The following is a 19,041-nucleotide window of genomic DNA, read 5'->3' on the forward strand; positions in this document are numbered from 1 at the left end:
GAAAATATTGAAAATATTTTTGAAAAAATAGTGGCCTGACGCGTAAAAACAGCTGAAAAGGTCCGAGGCGGGTAGTGTTGAACAGCGGGTCACAGGATTGGGGGGTGAGAAGCCGCAGGTATGCCCGGCGTACAGGTGGCATACCCGGGTAATGCTTATGGCTGAGCTCAGGGTTTATGACAGAAACAGGATGGCGAAGCTGCGTGGCAATGAACGCCTTTAAACAAAGCGTTTAACGCTGTGGCTATAAATCACGCGACCAATGATCTTCAGATACTGTTCATGGCTTTCGCCAATCGTCCAGTCCGCATATTTGCTGTTATCCGAGTGAACGAGCAGCCCATCCGCCGTGAACTGAAGACGTTTCACCAGCACCGCGCCTTTAAAAGAAAAGACATAAATGCCGTCACCTTCAAAGTAGTCTTTCGAGACATCGACAAAAATGTAGTCACCGGTCTCAATGGTGCCGGACATGCTATCGCCGGAGACCGTGATCACCTTGATATGCTCTGCGGGCCGGTTACCAAAAAGCCGCAGCGCGCCGGCAGAGTCATAGGTGATGCTATTCACCGTTTCATCAACCTCACTGGAGACAATGCAGCCCGGCCCTGCGCTGGCCTGGGCATCCAGAACCTCAATGACATATGGCATCTGCGGCGAATCCTCTACCGGTTCTCGCTCGATATCAACATTACCGGTGATACCGTCCATCCATCCACGGGGCAGATTGAACGAAGATTCAATAAGTTCGACCATCTCGTCAGCTATCCTTTTCTTTTGCTTTTTGCCTTCGGGGTAGAGCATCCTTGAGACGTAAGAAGGCTCCCGTCCAAGGGTTCGGGCCACATCAACAGCCTTACCGCCGCATAAATTATCACGGATATAGAGCAAGCGCTGTCGTCTGATTTCGTATTTATCCATCGCAATGATTCTAACGCCATTTACCATCAGGTATCTAAAATATAGCAAAACTCGAATAAATTACCTACAGGTAATTAAGGCAGTATTGTCGGTCAGGAGGCTTTGACTGGCGAAATTCGCCACACTGCTACTTATGGAAAAATGACGCCACTGATTTTGGTGTAGGGTGTCGTTCATACGTAGGCACCTATGTAATACCTTGAATTAATTTATCTGAACTATGGATTTTGTCGCTACTGGAGATCAAAAAATCATGTTCCTCTGGGGTCTATACTTAAACAGTGATTCACAAACCCGGTCACCCTGCCCGTAGCGATGCAGGTAACGCAACCCCGTTACCAGGCAGGTGAGATACGAACTTATCCGCTACCGGTGGAATCGCGCCGATAGCGGTTTCGCAGAAGAGCTCAGCGAGTGCTCAGCGTGTATCAATGGGCATAAAAACTTTTTTATCAAAAATTTAGCAATGTGAGTATTGATATGATCACTATCGACGGTAATGGCGCGGTTGCTTCAGTCGCGTTTCGCACCAGTGAAGTTATCGCCATCTACCCGATCACGCCCAGCTCCACGATGGCGGAGCAGGCGGACGCCTGGGCGGGCAACGGGCTGAAAAACGTCTGGGGCGATGTCCCCCGCGTCGTCGAAATGCAGTCGGAAGCCGGGGCAATCGGCGCCGTACACGGCGCGCTGCAAACCGGCGCCCTCTCGACCTCTTTTACTTCATCGCAGGGTTTACTGCTGATGATCCCGACGCTGTACAAACTGGCCGGCCAGCTGATGCCGTTTGTTCTGCACGTCGCCGCCCGCACCGTGGCAACCCACGCGCTCTCCATATTCGGCGATCACTCGGACGTCATGGCCGTGCGTCAGACCGGCTGCGCGATGCTCTGCGCCAGCAGCGTCCAGGAAGCCCAGGACTTTGCGCTGATTTCGCATATCGCCACGCTGCAAAGCCGGGTGCCATTTATTCATTTCTTTGATGGTTTCCGCACCTCGCACGAAATCAACAAAATCGCCCCGCTGGCGGACGATACCCTTCTCAGCCTGCTGCCGCAGGATAAAATCGATGAACATCGCCAGCGCGCCCTGAACCCCGAACATCCGGTAATCCGCGGCACCTCAGCGAATCCGGATACCTACTTCCAGTCACGTGAAGCAACTAACCCGTGGTACGACGCGGTTTACGCGCACGTTGAAACGGCGATGAACGATTTTGCCGCCGCCACCGGGCGTCAGTACAAACCGTTTGAGTTCTACGGCCATCCACAAGCCGAGCGCGTTATCGTGATTATGGGCTCCGCAATCGGCACCTGTGAGGAAGTGGTTGATGAACTGCTGAGCCGCGGTGAAAAAGTCGGTGTACTGAAAGTTCGTCTTTACCGCCCCTTCTCCGCAGCCCACCTGCTGGAAGCGCTGCCGGTAAGCGCCCGCGCCGTAGCGGTGCTTGACCGCACCAAGGAACCGGGCGCCCAGGCTGAGCCGCTGTATCTCGACGTGATGACCGCGCTGGCGGAAGCCTTCAACCGCGGCGAGCGAGAAACCCTGCCGCGTACCATTGGCGGCCGCTACGGTCTCTCTTCAAAAGAGTTCGGGCCGGAGTGCGTCCTGGCGATATTCAACGAACTGAGCGCCGCTAAACCCAAGCCGCGCTTTACCGTCGGCATCTACGATGACGTCACCAATCTTTCGCTGCCGCTGGTAGAAAACACGCTGCCGTCGGAGGCGAAGCTGGAAGCCCTGTTTTACGGGCTCGGCAGCGACGGTAGCGTCTCGGCCACCAAAAACAATATCAAGATTATCGGTAACTCGACGCCGTGGTTCTCGCAGGGCTATTTCGTCTATGATTCGAAAAAGGCCGGCGGCCTGACGGTTTCCCATCTGCGCGTTAGCGAGAAGCCGATTCGTTCTTCCTATCTGATTTCACAGGCGGATTTCGTCGGCTGCCACCAGCTGCAGTTTATCGACAAGTATCAGATGGTTGAACGCCTGAAGCCCGGCGGTATTTTCCTGCTCAACACGCCTTACGGCGCCGAAGAGGTCTGGTCGCGTCTGCCGCAGGAAGTCCAGGCTACGCTGAATCAGAAAAAAGCGCGGTTTTATATCGTTAACGCGGCAAAAATCGCCCGCGAGTGTAGCCTTGGAGCGCGTATCAACACCGTCATGCAGATGGCCTTTTTCCATCTGACGCAGATCCTGCCGGGCGATAGCGCGCTGTCGGAGCTGCAGGGGGCGATTGCTAAAAGCTACAGCAGCAAAGGTCAGGAGCTGGTCGAACGCAACTGGCAGGCGCTGGCCCTGGCCCGCGAGTCGCTGGCGGAAGTGCCGCTGCAGCAGGTCGACGCCAACAGCCCGAACCGCCCGCCGGTCGTCTCCGACGCCGCGCCGGATTTCGTCAAAACCGTGACCGCCGCCATGCTGGCCGGGCTCGGCGATGCGCTTCCGGTCTCCGCCCTGCCGCCGGACGGTACCTGGCCGATGGGCACCACCCGCTGGGAAAAACGCAATATCGCCGAAGAGATCCCTATCTGGAAGGAAGAACTTTGCACCCAGTGTAACCACTGCGTGGCCGCCTGCCCGCACTCGGCAATCCGCGCGAAAGTGGTCTCCCCGGACGCGATGGAAAATGCCCCGGCCAGCCTGCATTCTCTGGACGTTAAATCCCGCGATATGCGCGGCCAGAAGTACGTTCTGCAGGTCGCGCCTGAAGATTGCACCGGCTGTAATCTCTGCGTCGAGGTTTGTCCGGCCAAAGACAGGCAGAACCCGGAAATCAAGGCCATCAATATGATGTCGCGCCTTGAACATGTTGAAGAAGAGAAAGTGAATTATGACTACTTCCTCAATCTGCCGGAAATGGACCGCAGCAAGCTGGAGCGTATCGATATCCGCACCTCGCAGCTGATCAGCCCGCTGTTCGAATACTCCGGCGCCTGCTCCGGCTGCGGCGAAACGCCGTATATCAAGCTGCTGACTCAGCTCTACGGCGACCGGATGCTGATTGCCAACGCCACCGGTTGTTCATCGATTTACGGCGGCAACCTGCCTTCCACGCCCTACACCACCGATGCCAACGGCCGCGGGCCGGCGTGGGCTAACTCGCTGTTCGAGGATAACGCCGAGTTTGGTCTCGGTTTCCGCCTCACCGTCGATCAGCACCGTCAGCGCGTAATGCGTCTGCTGTCGCAGTTCGCCGATAAACTTCCGCCCGCGCTTAACGACGCGCTGCACGCGGAAGCAACGCCTGAAGTACGCCGCGAACAGGTGGCCGAGCTGCGTAAGGTTCTGGCAAATGAAGCCGACGCGAAAGAGCTGCTAACCGACGCCGACGCGCTGGTCGAGAAATCGATCTGGCTAATCGGTGGCGATGGCTGGGCCTACGATATCGGCTTCGGCGGTCTTGACCACGTGCTGAGCCTGACCGAAAACGTCAATATTCTGGTGCTCGATACCCAATGCTATTCCAACACCGGCGGCCAGGCATCAAAAGCCACCCCGCTGGGGGCGGTCACCAAGTTTGGCGAACACGGTAAGCGCAAGGCGCGCAAAGACCTCGGCGTCAGCATGATGATGTACGGCCACGTTTACGTCGCGCAGATTTCCCTTGGCGCGCAGCTGAACCAGACGGTAAAAGCGATTCAGGAAGCGGAAGCGTATCCGGGCCCGTCGCTGATTATTGCCTACAGCCCTTGCGAAGAACACGGTTACGATCTGGCGCTGAGCCACGATCAGATGCGTCAGCTGACCGCGACCGGATTCTGGCCGCTGTATCGCTTTGACCCACGTCGCGCCGATGAAGGTAAACTTCCGCTGGCGCTGGACTCCCGTCCGCCGTCAGACGCGCTGGCAGAAACGCTCCTGAACGAGCAGCGCTTCCGCCGCCTTAACGCGCAGCAGCCGGAAGTCGCGGAACAGCTGTGGAAGGATGCGACGGCGGATTTACAAAAACGCTATGACTTCCTTGCCCAGCTGGCCGGTAAGGTGGAAAAACCGGCAACCGAAAGCTAATTTACTGACGCTTTTTTAGCCACCCATAAAAAAAGCCCGAATATTCATTCGGGCTTGTCATTTTACCGCTCAATAAAAACCATTCTCAGGAACGGAGGGCAACATAAATTCTTAGATGACAATAAAAGGCATATAACGGGCGGATAATACGATATTAAAATCACCGTGTATAATTTTTATTTTGTATGTATTTCACAAAATCATTCATTATAATTATCACCATTTCAGTTGAATTATTTATTTTAGATTTTACTCATATCGTAACAATTGATATTTACCATATCTTAATTTGCTCATTTAGCATGAGTTCACTTCCCAGGAGGAAGCTAAAACAAAAACCGTTAAAGGATTGTCTAAATGAAAAGAAAAGTACTGGCCCTCGTTATCCCGGCATTGTTAGCTGCTGGCGCTGCTCACTCTGCTGAGATTTATAATAAAGACGGAAATAAACTGGACCTCTATGGCAAGGTAGATGGTCTGCATTATTTCTCCGATGATTCATCTAAAGATGGCGATCAATCCTACGTCCGTCTTGGCTTCAAAGGCGAAACTCAGATTAACGATCAGCTGACCGGCTACGGTCAGTGGGAATATAACGTTCAGGCGAACAACACCGAAGGCGCCGACAACCAGTCCTGGACCCGTCTGGCGTTTGCGGGTCTGAAATTCGCTAACTACGGTTCATTCGACTATGGCCGTAACTACGGCGTACTGTACGACGTAGAAGGCTGGACCGATATGCTGCCAGAGTTCGGCGGCGACTCCTACACCCAGGCCGACAACTTTATGACCGGCCGCGCTAACGGCGTAGCGACCTACCGTAACAATGACTTCTTCGGTCTGGTTAACGGCCTGAACTTCGCCCTGCAGTATCAGGGTAAAAATGAAAACGCCGGCAGCGGCGAAGGCACCAACAACGGCGATCGCAGCGTACGTAACGCCAACGGCGACGGTTTTGGTCTGTCAACTTCTTATGATTTCGGTATGGGTATCAGCGCTGCCGCCGCCTACACCTCTTCTGACCGTACCAACGATCAGATGACCCAAACTACCGCACAGGGCGATAAAGCGGAAGCCTGGACTACCGGCCTGAAATACGATGCCAACAATATTTACCTGGCAACCATGTATTCCGAAACCCGCAACATGACGCCATACGGTAACGGCAACGGCGTCGCCAATAAAACCCAGAACTTTGAAGTAACTGCGCAGTATCAGTTCGACTTTGGTCTGCGTCCGGCGGTCTCTTTCCTGATGTCTAAAGGTAAAGATTTGAGCAAAACCGATGGCGACAAAGATCTGGTTAAATATGCTGACATTGGTGCGACTTATTACTTCAACCGTAATATGTCCACCTACGTTGATTACAAAATCAACCTGCTGGACGAAGACGATAGCTTCTATTCCAACAACGGCATCTCTACCGATGACGTGGTTGCTTTAGGCCTGGTTTACCAGTTCTAATCAGCGGGCCCGCTGGCAACGGCGGGCTTTCTCTTCCCCTCCCGGCCATCGACTGCATTCAAAGCAAAACAATATATCAATTGCTTTAAAATAATCGACCGATGAATGTTATATTGCTACCAGGAACCGCCGTAGCCGTAGAGGACGCCCGCCATGTACCATCATCCCGTGAAATCATCCCGTATCCATTCCATCGCCTACGATGAGTCCTCCGGTATTCTTGAAATTCGTTTTCGCGATAACAAAACCCTACAGTATCTCGGCGTCCCGCCGCGCATTTTCCGCGACTTTCTCCAGGTGGTTTCTAAAGGCCGTTTTTACGACGGCGTGATCAAAGGAAAATTTACTGAACGCCGCCGTGCCTGATGGCGAAAGTGTGATTGCGCTCAATGTACAATAATCAACTGGATGGCCTACACTTTAAGTGGTTACTTAAACAGGAGGTTTTATGAACAGAATGATTCTTGTGCCCATCGATATTTCCGATACAGAATTAACCGATCGCGTTATCAAGCATGTTGAAGCTGAAGCCAGAATCGATGATGCCGAGGTGCATTTCCTGACCGTCATTCCCTCCCTTCCCTATTACGCTTCGCTGGGAATGGCTTACACCGCAGAGCTGCCGGCGATGGATGACCTCAAAGCCGAATCGGAATCGCGGCTGAAAGAGATTGTGAAAAAGTTTACTATTCCCGAAGACCGTATCCATTTTCACGTTTCGGAAGGCTCGCCAAAAGATAAAATCCTTGCTATGGCGAAGTCTCTCCCCGCGGATCTGGTGATTATCTCTTCGCACCGTCCCGATATCACCACCTATCTGCTGGGCTCTAACGCCGCCGCCGTTGTCCGCCATGCGGAATGTTCGGTGCTGGTCGTGCGGTAAACCTACTCTGCCCGCCGCTGTGCGGGCTTTTTTTCCGCAATCTGAGCACTGGGCCGTACCCGCAGCATCGCAGATAGGGGAATCATTTACCTGGTACTATAAAAATTAGTACGTTGTGTCTTTTTCATTTTGCTGTATAAAACCTTTGCCCGAACATGGGTATGTTTTACAACAATTATAGGGATGAAATGAAAAAGTTAATTATGGTAGTTTTCGCCGCAGCCGCTATTTCTGGTTGCGCCCAGCAGAGCTTCTCGGTAAATCCTGGCGTCACCGTTCAACCTCAGCAGGTCACCACTCACCACTTCTTTGTCAGCGGCATTGGCCAGTCGAAGCAAATTGATGCTGCCAAAGTCTGCGGCGGCGCCGACAAAGTAGTCCGTACTGAAGTGCAGCAGACTTTTGTCAACGGCCTGCTGGGTTTTGTCACCCTGGGTATTTATACTCCGCGTGAAGCGCGCGTCTATTGCGCTAAATAATTGCCGGCGGCAGGCATCATCATTGCCTGCCCATTTCCCTTTCGGTTCAATTGCCTTCTCTTTGCCCGGACAAACTCATCTTTTCGCGCCCCTACCTGAAGGTTACCTGATGCATTCGTGAATCGTATCTTTGTTCGTGGCAGATTTTGCGCCACAGGTAGAGCATACGAGGAGATAAATGAAATGCCGGCACACGAGGATAAGCGCCTTGCATTTACCTTCGGTTTTTAGCAATTCCTGGGCGATCCCTTTGCGCTTGCCACAATCCATCCTCTGAAGCATTCGGGTGATATGGCCGTGGATAATGGAGTGCCCTCAGAGCGGGAGACACTCCATACTGATTGTCGCGCGCTCCGGGATTAGCGAGTTTTGCTTGCTATATCCACGGGCGGTAATGATTTAGAATCGATATTGAAGTCCGGCTGTGATGGTATAGTTTTTATTTGCAATGCCGGCAGCATCTCCTCCAATTGAAGCTGATTCACCGCTATAGGTATCAATAATCTGAGTGCCTCCCTTACCCTCTTCATATTTACTATAGGTGAATTCAGTAAAAACCTTGGCATGAGGCGTGATGTAATACCCGGCATCAACCGATGTACCATAATAACGCGAATTAGTTGATTTCTCGCGAAAGGTCAACTCACGCATATAGTGTTCGTCGTTATCATGAGCTCTGACCCAATCACTGAATTTAAACAAGGCATTAAACTCAAAGTCATTGATACGATATTGACCCGCGAGACCGATATAGGGCATGGAGAATCTCTGGCTGTATCCTATCCCACGCTCACCGGTCGGAAAATTGCCAGTCGTCGCACCGTTATCATAATTGTAAGAACCTCCGGTAGCCGTCCAGCTGAAACGCGTTTCCTGATAACCCGCAATTACGCCCGCTTTATAATTGTCGTCCTGGAAAAGCCAGCCCTGCACGCTGAGATCGTATTCATTGGCATAATTGACATTGGTGCTGGGATGAGATGAATGATCTGTCCAACCGGACTGGTTATCGTTCATCCAGTCATAGTCATCCATATGTCCTGAACCTGAAGCCAACGACGTCCAGCCGCGGGCGGTCAGCGTCAAAAAGGAGTAGGCATCCCATGAGATATCACCTTTCACAATGGCGACATTCTTTATTTTCCAGTCAAGTTGACTGACCTTTCGCCCCGTATCCGCGTCATAAACTCTCTCCTGTGATTTCCCACTCAGCATCCCTGCAGACGTCGATACAGTAAAACTTTCCGCAGAAAAATTTGGGCTTAACTGCATTGACTCGGCATAAGCTGATCCTGAAAGAGTCGCTATCATCATTACTGCAACGGTACTTTTTTTCATTTTTATTCCCATAATCAAAGTTAATCCATAAGTTGCAGTGAAAGTTTAAATCTCATAAAAATATCAGGCAACTGTCAATTTTTGTAATTGCCTTATTCATAATCCGAGAAATACGAATGTGGGCTGGATAAGCGCTTCGTTTTGCAAGGAAAAACCCCATTGAGCAGGCACATATTCAGATTATTATCAGGAAAAAATCTAACTGCTCTGGCGTTGTAGGGAATCAGTGTGCATCAGGTTATTTTTACTCAAACTTTACCGCTGTTATTCACCTGCGCCAAATACCTTCGCTGTGTAATTATCAGGATGCAAATAATTATATCGCGATCCTGGCGGATTATGGCAAAAGCAGGAACAAGGCCCCTGCTTTAAAAAAAGCGAGGTACCTTGCCAACGCTTTTTGATTATCGCGAACAATAAATTCTCGCACCCTTTTACCAGATACACTCCATCACCGGGCGTGTGACGCTGGCGAGCCTGAAAACGACGTTTGTCTTTCTGCCCGGAGGGGGGATTGAGGCCAAAACTCGCCGCACTATCGTTAGCAGATGGAAAGCCGCCGTAAAACGCGCTGGCATTCGTCGTCGGAATCCGTACCATACGCGACATACTTTTGCCTGCTGGCTGCTGTAAGCCGGTGCTAACCATTGTTAACCAGATGGGGCATGAAAACGCAATAAATGGTGTTCAAAGTCGACAGTACAGGGATGGATGAAATGAACGGCGATCGGCTATCAATGCCTGACGCCGGGCTTGCACCGTGAAGTTAACTTTGCCCCTTACATGCCTTTTCGTTTCAGAGAACGTTTATAATGCTTGATAATCAGCAAGTTACAAAGAAAGAAAAATACAATATCGACAAATTGCAGAAGCGCCTGCGCCGTAACGTCGGCGAGGCGATCGCTGATTTTAATATGATTGAAGAAGGCGACCGCATCATGGTTTGCCTCTCCGGCGGTAAAGACAGCTACACCATGCTGGAGATTTTGCGCAACTTGCAGAAAAGCGCGCCAATTTCCTTCTCCCTGGTGGCGGTCAACCTCGATCAAAAACAGCCGGGCTTCCCCGAACATATCCTGCCGGAATATCTTGAGCAGTTGGGCGTTGAATACAAGATTGTTGAAGAAAATACCTACGGCATTGTTAAAGAAAAAATCCCGGAAGGTAAAACCACCTGTTCGCTCTGCTCACGTCTGCGCCGCGGCATTCTTTACCGCACCGCTTCTGAGCTGGGCGCGACCAAAATCGCCCTCGGCCACCACCGCGACGACATCCTGCAGACTCTGTTTCTGAATATGTTCTACGGCGGGAAGATGAAAGGGATGCCGCCGAAGCTGATGAGCGATGACGGTAAACATATCGTGATTCGCCCGCTGGCCTACTGCAGGGAAAAAGATATTGAGCGTTTCTCCCAGGCGAAAGGTTTTCCGATTATTCCGTGCAACCTGTGCGGCTCGCAGCCCAACCTCCAGCGCCAGGTCATTGCCGACATGCTGCGTGACTGGGACAAACGCTATCCAGGGCGCATCGAAACGATGTTTAGCGCGATGCAGAACGTGGTGCCTTCCCATCTCAGCGACGTCAACCTGTTCGACTTTAAAGGCATTCAGCACGGCTCTGCGGTCGTTGACGGCGGCGATCTGGCGTTCGATCGTGAAGAGATTCCGATGCAGCCGGCCGGCTGGCAGCCGGATGAAGATGACGCGCAGCTGGATGAGCTGCGCCTGAACGTTGTGGAAGTAAAATAACGTCTTTGCGTCTCAGGCACGCGCCTGAGACGCCTTTTCCGCGCTTATTTCAGCAAACGAACCCGGCAGGCTTTACCTTTAATTTTCCCGTTTTGTAGCTGCTTAAACGCTTTATGCGCGACGCCCTGACGCACGGCAACGTAGACATGCGCCGGATGAACGGCGATCTTACCGATATCTGCGCCCTCAAGACCGATATCACCGGTCAACGCCCCCAGCACATCGCCCGCGCGCATCTTCGCTTTTTTGCCGCCATCAATGCATAGCGTGGCCATCTCTGCCTGCAGTGGCACAACGTTGCTATTCGTCGGCCCACTCATCCAGTTGAGCTTCATTTGCAGCATTTCGGCAAGGATATTTGCACGCTGCGCCTCTTCCGGCGCGCAGAGGCTAATCGCCAGGCCGCTTTCACCGGCGCGGGCGGTACGACCAATGCGGTGTACGTGAACCTCCGGATCCCAGGCCAGTTCATAGTTCACCACCAGCTCAAGCGACTTGATATCTAACCCGCGCGCAGCAACATCGGTCGCCACCAGCACGCGCGCGCTCCCGTTAGCAAAGCGCACCAGCGTCTGGTCGCGATCGCGCTGTTCAAGGTCACCATGCAGCGACAGCGCGCTTTGCCCGGCGGCGTTTAGCGAGTCGCAGACGGCCTGACAATCTTTTTTGGTGTTGCAGAACACCACGCAGGAGGCGGGCTGATGCTGGCTCAACAGCTTTTGCAGCAGCGCGATTTTGCCGTGTTGCGAGGTTTCAAAAAACTGCTGCTCGATAGCCGGCAGTGCATCAACGGCGTCAATTTCAATAGTCTGCGGGTTGTTTTGTACGCGGCCGCTGATTGCCGCTATCGCTTCCGGCCATGTAGCGGAAAACAGCAGCGTCTGGCGCGAAGCCGGCGCAAAGCGGATCACTTCATCAATGGCATCGCTAAAGCCCATATCCAGCATGCGGTCCGCTTCGTCCATCACCAGCGTTTGTAGGGCATCTAACGATACGGTACCCTTTTGCAGGTGATCGAGCAACCGCCCCGGCGTGGCGACGATAATATGCGGCGCATGCTGTAGCGAGTCGCGCTGGGCGCCAAAGGGCTGGCCGCCGCAGAGGGTTAAAATTTTGATATTCGCCATGAAGCGCGCCAGCCGACGCAGCTCGCCGGCGACCTGATCCGCCAGCTCGCGGGTCGGGCACAGCACCAGCGACTGCGTCTGGAACAGCGAGGCGTCAACGTGCTGAAGTAGCCCGAGGCCGAATGCCGCCGTTTTACCGCTGCCGGTTTTTGCCTGCACGCGGACATCTTTACCCGCAAGAATCGCCGGCAAAGCCGCGGCCTGAACCGGGGTCATCGAAAGATACCCCAGTTCATTCAGGTTAGTTAGCTGGGCGGCGGGCAAAACATTCAGAGTTGAAAAAGCGGTCACAATTATTTCTCGCATTACATTTAGGGGCGGACAATCTGCTGGCGCGTATCGTCGCAGATCTCCGCTCCCGATGCGACAATTTAATCGGCTCATCGTCAGGCGGCGGGTCGGGTAACGGGCGTGGGCGAGGTTTGGGATCGTGGACCGGTACCGGATCGTTGGGTTCCGGCGGAATGGGAATTGAGTTCAGCTGTTTATTACGCATATTGACTCCCGGTTGTGGGCGGGTACACCCGTTAAGCGTAGAAGCTGAGAAACAGAGCGCAAAAAAAAGCCGACTCATTAAAGTCGGCGTCGTACGAATCAATTGTGCTATGCAGTAATTCAAAAAAGGAAGTAAGACAATATGGAGCGCAACGCCCATCGCTTGACGTTGCATTCACCTGCGAGAGAGATATTGCCCTGAATGGGTAGATGGTTTATTGATTTCGCTCAAACATTGCCGGGTTTTCACCATCATCATCGCGACAAAAGACGATTCTTTACAGCCATTTACTACGATGCAACCACCATGTAACACCCCCAATGAGAACGACTAACATTAGGCAGAAAATGGCAAAACCCATATGCCAGCTATTGCCGGGAATGCCGCCGAGGTTGACGCCAAAGAGACCGGTTAAAAAGGTACTGGGCAGAAAAACCATGGCCATCAACGACATCGTATAGGTTCTTCGCGATAGCGACTCCTGCATAATCTGCGCGATCTCATCGCTCATAATCGCCGTGCGGGCGATGCAGCTATCAATCTCATCCAGACCTCGCCCCAGACGTTCGGCAATGTCCTGCATCCGGCGCCGATGATCGTCCGTCATCCACGGCAGACGCTCGCTGGCTAATCTGGCATACACATCGCGCTGCGGCGCCATATAGCGGCGCATGACGATAAGCTGTTTACGCAACAGCGCCAGGAAACCGCGCGGCGGAACCTGCTGATCCAATAAATCATCTTCCAGATCGATAATCCGGTCGTGAAGCTGCTCGATAAACTCGCTGGCGTGATCGGTCAGCGCATCGCAGACCTCCACCAGCCAGCCGCCGCCGTCAACCGGACCGTTGCCCTCGCGCAAATCGCCGAGTACATCGTCGAGCGCCAGGACTTTGCGCTGCCGGGTGGAGACAATCAAGCGCTCATCCATATAAAGACGCATCGCGACCAGCTGGTCCGGGCGCTCATCGGTACTGCCATTGATGCAGCGCAGCGTGATTAACGCCCCATCGCCAATCCTCGTCACTCGCGGACGAGTGCTCTCCCCGGCCAACGCGTCACGCACGTTATTGGGCAGCAGCGGCGTCGATGCCAGCCATTCCGCGCTATCCACATGGGTATAGTTGAGATGCAGCCAACAAGGATGCTCTTTATCAATGGTGTCACTGTCGACCAACGGCTTTACGCCGCCCTGCCCGTCGAACACCCAGGCAAAAACGGCATCCGGCACGTTCAGTTCCGATCCCTTAATGGCGTCCACTGGACCTCCGTTAACTCATGCACATTTCCGTAGTCTAGCCTTACGCGACGGTTACGCAAGAGCTAATCAGGGCATGCTGCTGAATTCACTGGCGAAAAGCGGGAGGGCTGAAAAAAAGAACCCGCCGGCGGCGGGTTGCTGATGAACTTTGCAATACGGTGTCTAGCCTGCATTATCACCTGCCGCCAGACGCTGGGCTGACGGGAAGGCAGGCTAGCAGGAGCCGTTCATTTTTTCTCTTCTGCGTATTGACGAGCGTTGTCATGCAAATTAGTACACATTGCTTTTTCCTCCATTTTAGTAAACAAAATAAGAATAGAGCGATCTTGCCGGTTTGCAAGTTTAAGAATTATCTTTCGCAACCCAGCGTGCGTTATCCAGATGACGCAGCAATAGTACGAGGTCTAAATCATTGCGTAGATCGAATTTAGACATAATAAGACGCTTGTGGGCAAAAACCGTTTTATTGCAAAGCGATAGCTTTCTGGCAATCGTGTTCACCGTTAACCCCTGATAAATTGCCGCCGCGATGATTCTCTGCTGCGGGGAAAGCGTCCTCTGCGGGCAACTATCGCACCGGAGCGCCAGCTTTTCTTTTGCTGACGGAGGCGTCAGAACCCATGAAAGTTTAATTTTCGCAATAACCTGAGAGAGCTTCTCATCGCGCCCAACAAAAACTATCTCCTTCAAGCAGAGCGGCAAAGCGCCTCTCCCTCGATGATTTAGCCTGGCAACCACGCCGATCAGCAATCCCGGTTTACGGTTTAACAACTCTGGATGACATACGAACTCTTCTCCGCGGCATAAATCCAGTACGACGACGTCTGCATCACGCACGAGCCGTTCGTTAAGCGATGCGGAGACCTGTGTAGAGAACGAGTATTCCGGGAAGAGCGCTTGCAATAAAAAATGAAATCCCAAATTAAAGAACTGGTTATTATTTTTAATAACAATATTCAACATCGATTTAGCCTGCTGACGAAAGTAAATCAAGTATTATCCAGATAGCTAACGATACGCACAGTACAGCTATCGTCGTTTTAAAAAACACGATATAAATAAACATTATTTTTTGACCTGAGAACGGGCACTCAACGAACTTTAAGTAAAATAGCTATCTGGCGTGACGGGCATTCCCCTCACCAATTAACTTCGAGGTGCCCATCCGGGATTAATATTTTCAGCATTCAATCCAAACGGAAATAGTGAGAAAACGTCATGCCATCCATATGCATTATATTTCTGCCAACCGGACCGTCGCCAGCAAGTCCAGCTCACGACGAAGCGCTAGCAAAAACCAGCGCTATCGCTGCTGATAGTGAATTTTGATATAAACACACTCATTAACTCAAGTTATTTCTCGGTATCATTTTAGACTATTCATCTCTTGTCTTTTTCTGCAATCCCGACTTATCGCCTCGACGTCACGTGGATTCAAACGGTGATTTCAGCCCTTGATCTAGCCATCCCGTATAAAAGTCTTCATTAACTCATCCCCGCGGCCGCGCGTTGTGAAGATTTCTTTTTCCGCAAAATGCTGTATTATGCAAGTTATTGCAGCATTTTGCGGGTTCAAACGATGCATAAAACGGCCAGGCAAAAATATCTCATTGAGATCCTTAGTGAAAAAGGCCAGATCACGATCAGTGAGCTGGTAGACAGACTGCAGGTTTCTGCAGATACGCTGCGCCGGGATCTTAGCGACCTCGAAAAACAGGGGCTCGCCCAGAAAAACCACGGCGGCGCTATCGCGCTCAATCTCTCCGCCATGAATCGGCAGAACAGGAACACCCTGCTACCGGATACCAAGAAGCGCTTAGGTAAAATGGTGGCGGAGAAGATCCCCGGCGGATCCACGCTGTTTCTTGACGCCGGGAGCACCGTGCTGGCCGTCGCCACCCAGATACAGGGTCCAATGACGGTCATCACCCCCTCTTTAGATATTGCCCAGCACTTCAGCACCCGTGCGGATATTCAGCTTATTTTGCTGGGAGGGAAATGGGATATGCAGCAGCGCCTGTTTGCCGGTAGCGCTACGGTTTCGCTGCTGGAACGCTATCGGGCGGATATCGCTGTTCTCGGCACCTGCGCGCTCCACGCCGACCTCGGCCTCAGCGCCAGTCAGGAGGCGGATGCTGAAGTCAAGCGCGCCATGCTGGCGGCCAGCGCGGAACATTGGCTGGTGGCCGATCATATGAAACTAAATCACTGCGAGCCCTGGCTGGTTGCCGGACTCGCCGACATCCATCAGCTCTTCCTCGATCGCCCCTGGGACGAACTGAAGGATAACGACTCAATACAGCTCCATATCGCTGATGCTTAATAACGCGGAGATGCTTATGACTACCGGTAAGAACATTAATATTGCCCTGATTGGCTACGGCTTCGTCGGCAAAACTTTTCACGCCCCGCTGATCCAGTCCGTCGACGGCCTGAATCTGGCGATTGTCGCCTCGCGTGATGAAGAGAAAGTGAAACGTGACCTGCCAGACGTCACCGTCATCGCATCGCCTGAAGAGGCCATCCAGCATCCGGATGTCGATCTGGTGGTTATCGCCTCTCCTAATGCAACCCATGCTCCGCTTGCCCGTCTGGCTTTACACGCCGGCAAGCACGTCGTCGTCGACAAACCCTTTACCCTCGATATGCAGGAGGCTCGCGAACTAATTGCCCTCGCGGAAGAGAAACAGCGGGTGCTGTCGGTATTCCATAACCGCCGCTGGGACAGCGATTATCTGGGCGTGAAGCAGGTTATCGAACAGGGGCTCATCGGCAAAGTTAAACATTTTGAATCCCATTTCGACCGATTCCGCCCGGAAGTACGCGTCCGCTGGCGGGAGCAGAACGTACCGGGCAGCGGCCTGTGGTTTGATTTAGGTCCGCATCTGATCGACCAGACGCTGCAGCTGTTCGGCCTGCCGCAGTCGGTGCAGGGGAATATCGCCACCCTGCGTGAAGGCGCGGAAATCAACGACTGGGCGCACGTGGTGCTGAACTATCCGCAGCACAAAGTGGTTCTGCACTGCAGCATGCTGGTCGCGGGCGGCGTATCCCGCTTTACCGTCCATGGTGATAAAGGTAGCGTCGTCAAACAACGCGCTGACCAGCAGGAGAGCCAGCTGCTGGCGGGCGTGGTCCCGGGCAGCGAAAGCTGGGGCGAAGATGACGATAGCCTGGTGGTGTTTGATGCCAACCTGCGCGCCAGTGAAATCAGCGCGCCACGAGGCGATCAGCGGCAGTACTATATTCACGTCCGCGATGCGCTGACCGGCAAAATCAGCAACCCGGTATCGCCCTTAGAAGCGCTCGCCGTCATGGCGGTACTGGAAGCCGCAGCGCAGTCTGCCGAAAGCGGGACAACGCAAACTTTAGCGCTGACCGCCGATGAACTGGCGGGCCTGAAATAAGCGCTGCGCGATATGTTTGACGGTTTGTCGTCCGGAGCGCTGCTCCGGATAACCACTCCCTTTCATACCAGCCTACAATTTCACCCGCAGCAAATCGCTGAATCGGGTGGTGTAGGCTGGCGACAGCATATGCCGTTTCATCTCCCAGCTGCGCTCGATTCCCTGCCCGGCAAACCAGAGCTGGCCTTTTTCACGTCGGTTCACTAAATCAAGCACCGTCATCAGCTGTTCGCTATTCGCTCGCGGCTGATAGTCGTCAAACAGGCCTAACTGCGCCACTCCCTGGCTAAAGAAATCGCCCAGCATCACGCCACACTTTTGATATCGGCATCCCTCCCGCCAGATAGTATCCAGGCATTTTAGCGCCGCAGCGACGATATCCCGGCTATCCTGCGTCGGGATGTGGATTTTCGTGCCGGCGTCTTTGCTGTAATAGACTTCATGACCCGCAAACGGACTGGTCTTCACAAAGACCGAAACATAGCGGCAGTACTGGTGCTCCGCGCGCAGCTTCTCGGCGGCGCGGACCGCATGGCTGCAGACGGCTTCGCGCATCGCCCCGTATTCAATCACCTTCTGACTAAAGGAACGCGAGCAGATAATTTGCTGTTTAGTCGGCATATACTCTTCCAGTTCAAGACACGGCTCGCCTCTCAGCTCCCGCACGGTGCGCTCCATTACAACGCTGAAATGTTTTCTGATCAGCGGAGCGGGCGTCTCGGCCAGCTGAAGAGCCGTCGTAATCCCCATGTCATTGAGCTTTTTCGCAATGCGTCGCCCCACTCCCCAGATTTCACCGACGGCAACCTTCTCCAGCAGTTTTCTCTGCCTGGCCGGCAATGAGAGATCGACAACGCCCTCGAATTTTGGCCACCTTTTGGCCGCATAATTCGCCAGCTTGGCCAGGGTTTTCGTCGGCCCGATCCCGACCCCTACCGTCAAGCCGGTACTCTGGAGTAATGTACTACGCACGTGGCGACCAAACGCCTCAAGCTCCTCAGAACGATGGATCCCGGTCAAATTTACAAACGCTTCATCAATGGAATATTGATACACCGCGGGCGCCAGTTCTTCGAGAATCGTCATGACGCGATGGGACATATCGCCATAAAGGGCATAGTTGCTGCTAAACACCGCTACCTGATGACGTTCAAACTGTGATTTCACTTTGAAATACGGCGCGCCCATTGGAATTTCCAGCAGTTTCGCCTCGTGGTTTCTGGCGATGACGCAGCCATCGTTATTGCTTAACACCACCACCGGACGCCCGCGTAAGTCAGGGCGAAAGGCTATTTCACAGCTGGCGTAAAATGAATTCACATCGACCAGGGCAAACATCAGCGGAGCCTGTTGATGCTGAAAGTGACAACGCCAAAAATCTCCAGCGCTTCACCGTCGTTGCGCAGCACAATTGGCGGAAAATCCGGGTTCATCGGCAAGAGCTGCATGATGGGGTGCGTACAAAGACGCTTAACCGTGTATTCACCGTCGACTGAGGCAATGATGATATCCCCATGCTTCGCTTTCAGGCCGCGATCCACCACCAGCAGCGTACCTTCATAAATACCGGCATCCACCATTGAGGTGCCTGTCGCCATGACAAAATAGGTTGCCGCGGGATGGCTGATACAAAGCTCATTGAGATCGATTCCCTTCTCAATATAATCCTGCGCAGGGCTGGGAAAACCGCATGGGACAAGGTCACTAAACAGCGGAATCGACACGATCTGACGCAACTCAACCGGTTTATAGAACAACATAATAGATTCACCCGTTATAATACTGTGTTTTTATACAGTATCGATAGTTCATCTGAGTTTTTCAAGTCGCCTGTCGGAGATTGGCGTGAAGCCGTTGAAGTTGCGCTGAATTTTGCGTAAGGCGTTGCATAGCACGGGGCTGGAGAATG

16 protein-coding genes and 1 pseudogene are annotated in these 19,041 nt (G+C 52.9%); 8 read left to right on the forward strand and 9 right to left on the reverse strand.

The genetic code is table 11. The annotated features are described in order from the left end of the window. Window positions 1-219: 219 nt before the first annotated feature. Complete coding sequence (locus tag ABLU87_RS10170) at window positions 220-921, reverse strand: S24 family peptidase (protein ID WP_183129365.1); 702 nt, start codon at window positions 919-921, stop codon at window positions 220-222. Window positions 922-1,401: 480 nt separating this feature from the next. Between ABLU87_RS10170 and nifJ the strand changes: the two genes are divergently transcribed. The 5 genes from nifJ (at window position 1,402) to ABLU87_RS10195 (ending at window position 7,755) form a co-directional block, all read left to right on the forward strand. Next, window positions 1,402-4,929 carry a pyruvate:ferredoxin (flavodoxin) oxidoreductase gene (gene nifJ / locus ABLU87_RS10175; protein WP_025107972.1) on the forward strand — a complete coding sequence of 1,176 codons (3,528 nt, stop codon included), beginning with the start codon at window positions 1,402-1,404 and terminating at the stop codon, window positions 4,927-4,929. Window positions 4,930-5,286: 357 nt separating this feature from the next. After that, window positions 5,287-6,393: a porin OmpC gene (ompC, locus tag ABLU87_RS10180; RefSeq protein ID WP_025107973.1), complete on the forward strand. Its 1,107-nt coding sequence runs from the start codon at window positions 5,287-5,289 to the stop codon at window positions 6,391-6,393. Window positions 6,394-6,546: 153 nt separating this feature from the next. Further along, on the forward strand, window positions 6,547-6,759 hold the full coding sequence (locus ABLU87_RS10185; RefSeq protein ID WP_025107974.1) for a KTSC domain-containing protein: 213 nt from the start codon (window positions 6,547-6,549) through the stop codon (window positions 6,757-6,759). An 82-nt stretch (window positions 6,760-6,841) separates the two neighbouring features. After that, window positions 6,842-7,276 (forward strand): universal stress protein UspF, encoded by a 435-nt coding sequence (gene uspF / locus ABLU87_RS10190; RefSeq protein WP_025107975.1) that lies wholly within the window; start codon window positions 6,842-6,844, stop codon window positions 7,274-7,276. 188 nt (window positions 7,277-7,464) lie between these two features. After that, a complete protein-coding gene (locus tag ABLU87_RS10195) occupies window positions 7,465-7,755 on the forward strand; it encodes a Bor family protein (protein WP_014229121.1) in 291 nt (96 codons plus the stop codon). A gap of 399 nt (window positions 7,756-8,154) precedes the next feature. Here ABLU87_RS10195 and ABLU87_RS10200 read toward each other — a convergent pair whose 3' ends face one another. Together ABLU87_RS10200 and ABLU87_RS10205 are read right to left on the reverse strand one after the other, a co-directional pair. Further along, window positions 8,155-9,093, reverse strand: a complete 939-nt coding sequence (locus ABLU87_RS10200) for an omptin family outer membrane protease (protein WP_025107976.1) — start codon at window positions 9,091-9,093, stop codon at window positions 8,155-8,157. A 264-nt stretch (window positions 9,094-9,357) separates the two neighbouring features. After that, window positions 9,358-9,702 carry a hypothetical protein gene (locus ABLU87_RS10205; protein ID WP_129896955.1) on the reverse strand — a complete coding sequence of 115 codons (345 nt, stop codon included), beginning with the start codon at window positions 9,700-9,702 and terminating at the stop codon, window positions 9,358-9,360. Between the two features lie 203 nt (window positions 9,703-9,905). Between ABLU87_RS10205 and ttcA the strand changes: the two genes are divergently transcribed. Continuing rightward, window positions 9,906-10,841: a tRNA 2-thiocytidine(32) synthetase TtcA gene (gene ttcA, locus ABLU87_RS10210; protein ID WP_025107977.1), complete on the forward strand. Its 936-nt coding sequence runs from the start codon at window positions 9,906-9,908 to the stop codon at window positions 10,839-10,841. A gap of 44 nt (window positions 10,842-10,885) precedes the next feature. On the opposite strand, the gene dbpA is transcribed toward ttcA, so the two are convergent. From dbpA to ABLU87_RS10230, 4 genes and pseudogenes are all read right to left on the reverse strand, one after another. After that, window positions 10,886-12,259, reverse strand: a complete 1,374-nt coding sequence (gene dbpA / locus ABLU87_RS10215; RefSeq protein WP_032749350.1) for an ATP-dependent RNA helicase DbpA — start codon at window positions 12,257-12,259, stop codon at window positions 10,886-10,888. A gap of 40 nt (window positions 12,260-12,299) precedes the next feature. Then, window positions 12,300-12,464, reverse strand: a pseudogene (locus ABLU87_RS10220) (hypothetical protein); the annotation flags it as partial. Between the two features lie 277 nt (window positions 12,465-12,741). Further along, on the reverse strand, window positions 12,742-13,725 hold the full coding sequence (gene zntB / locus ABLU87_RS10225; protein WP_004850311.1) for a zinc transporter ZntB: 984 nt from the start codon (window positions 13,723-13,725) through the stop codon (window positions 12,742-12,744). Between the two features lie 342 nt (window positions 13,726-14,067). Beyond that, a complete protein-coding gene (locus ABLU87_RS10230; protein ID WP_049082088.1) occupies window positions 14,068-14,688 on the reverse strand; it encodes a LuxR C-terminal-related transcriptional regulator in 621 nt (206 codons plus the stop codon). A 616-nt stretch (window positions 14,689-15,304) separates the two neighbouring features. Between ABLU87_RS10230 and ABLU87_RS10235 the strand changes: the two genes are divergently transcribed. Together ABLU87_RS10235 and ABLU87_RS10240 are read left to right on the forward strand one after the other, a co-directional pair. Continuing rightward, the gene (locus ABLU87_RS10235; protein ID WP_025107980.1) at window positions 15,305-16,048 is read left to right on the forward strand and encodes a DeoR/GlpR family DNA-binding transcription regulator; all 744 of its coding nucleotides are present in this window, start codon (window positions 15,305-15,307) and stop codon (window positions 16,046-16,048) included. Continuing rightward, the gene (locus ABLU87_RS10240) at window positions 16,041-17,132 is read left to right on the forward strand and encodes an oxidoreductase (RefSeq protein ID WP_181919032.1); all 1,092 of its coding nucleotides are present in this window, start codon (window positions 16,041-16,043) and stop codon (window positions 17,130-17,132) included. Before ABLU87_RS10235 ends, ABLU87_RS10240 begins: the two co-directional genes overlap by 8 nt. A gap of 72 nt (window positions 17,133-17,204) precedes the next feature. On the opposite strand, the gene umuC is transcribed toward ABLU87_RS10240, so the two are convergent. Then, window positions 17,205-18,470, reverse strand: a complete 1,266-nt coding sequence (gene umuC, locus ABLU87_RS10245) for a translesion error-prone DNA polymerase V subunit UmuC (protein ID WP_080528764.1) — start codon at window positions 18,468-18,470, stop codon at window positions 17,205-17,207. Further along, the gene (gene umuD / locus ABLU87_RS10250; protein WP_004850301.1) at window positions 18,470-18,892 is read right to left on the reverse strand and encodes a translesion error-prone DNA polymerase V autoproteolytic subunit; all 423 of its coding nucleotides are present in this window, start codon (window positions 18,890-18,892) and stop codon (window positions 18,470-18,472) included. The genes umuC and umuD overlap by 1 nt, the downstream gene beginning before the upstream one ends. Window positions 18,893-19,041 lie beyond the last annotated feature (149 nt).

The organism is Klebsiella sp. CB_Kp196 (genome assembly GCF_040061575.1).
GTDB lineage: Bacteria > Pseudomonadota > Gammaproteobacteria > Enterobacterales > Enterobacteriaceae > Klebsiella > Klebsiella michiganensis.

Coding starts and splice junctions, on each gene's coding strand:
- uspF (WP_025107975.1), top strand. CDS start 6,842: ATGAACAGAATGATTCTTGTGCCCATCGATATTTCCGATACAGAATTA.
- ompC (WP_025107973.1), top strand. CDS start 5,287: ATGAAAAGAAAAGTACTGGCCCTCGTTATCCCGGCATTGTTAGCTGCT.
- ABLU87_RS10205 (WP_129896955.1), bottom strand. CDS start 9,702: ATGTCGCGTATGGTACGGATTCCGACGACGAATGCCAGCGCGTTTTAC.
- umuD (WP_004850301.1), bottom strand. CDS start 18,892: ATGTTGTTCTATAAACCGGTTGAGTTGCGTCAGATCGTGTCGATTCCG.
- ABLU87_RS10185 (WP_025107974.1), top strand. CDS start 6,547: ATGTACCATCATCCCGTGAAATCATCCCGTATCCATTCCATCGCCTAC.
- ABLU87_RS10230 (WP_049082088.1), bottom strand. CDS start 14,688: ATGTTGAATATTGTTATTAAAAATAATAACCAGTTCTTTAATTTGGGA.
- ABLU87_RS10200 (WP_025107976.1), bottom strand. CDS start 9,093: ATGAAAAAAAGTACCGTTGCAGTAATGATGATAGCGACTCTTTCAGGA.
- ABLU87_RS10235 (WP_025107980.1), top strand. CDS start 15,305: ATGCATAAAACGGCCAGGCAAAAATATCTCATTGAGATCCTTAGTGAA.
- ABLU87_RS10240 (WP_181919032.1), top strand. CDS start 16,041: ATGCTTAATAACGCGGAGATGCTTATGACTACCGGTAAGAACATTAAT.
- ttcA (WP_025107977.1), top strand. CDS start 9,906: ATGCTTGATAATCAGCAAGTTACAAAGAAAGAAAAATACAATATCGAC.
- umuC (WP_080528764.1), bottom strand. CDS start 18,470: ATGTTTGCCCTGGTCGATGTGAATTCATTTTACGCCAGCTGTGAAATA.
- ABLU87_RS10195 (WP_014229121.1), top strand. CDS start 7,465: ATGAAAAAGTTAATTATGGTAGTTTTCGCCGCAGCCGCTATTTCTGGT.
- nifJ (WP_025107972.1), top strand. CDS start 1,402: ATGATCACTATCGACGGTAATGGCGCGGTTGCTTCAGTCGCGTTTCGC.
- ABLU87_RS10170 (WP_183129365.1), bottom strand. CDS start 921: ATGGATAAATACGAAATCAGACGACAGCGCTTGCTCTATATCCGTGAT.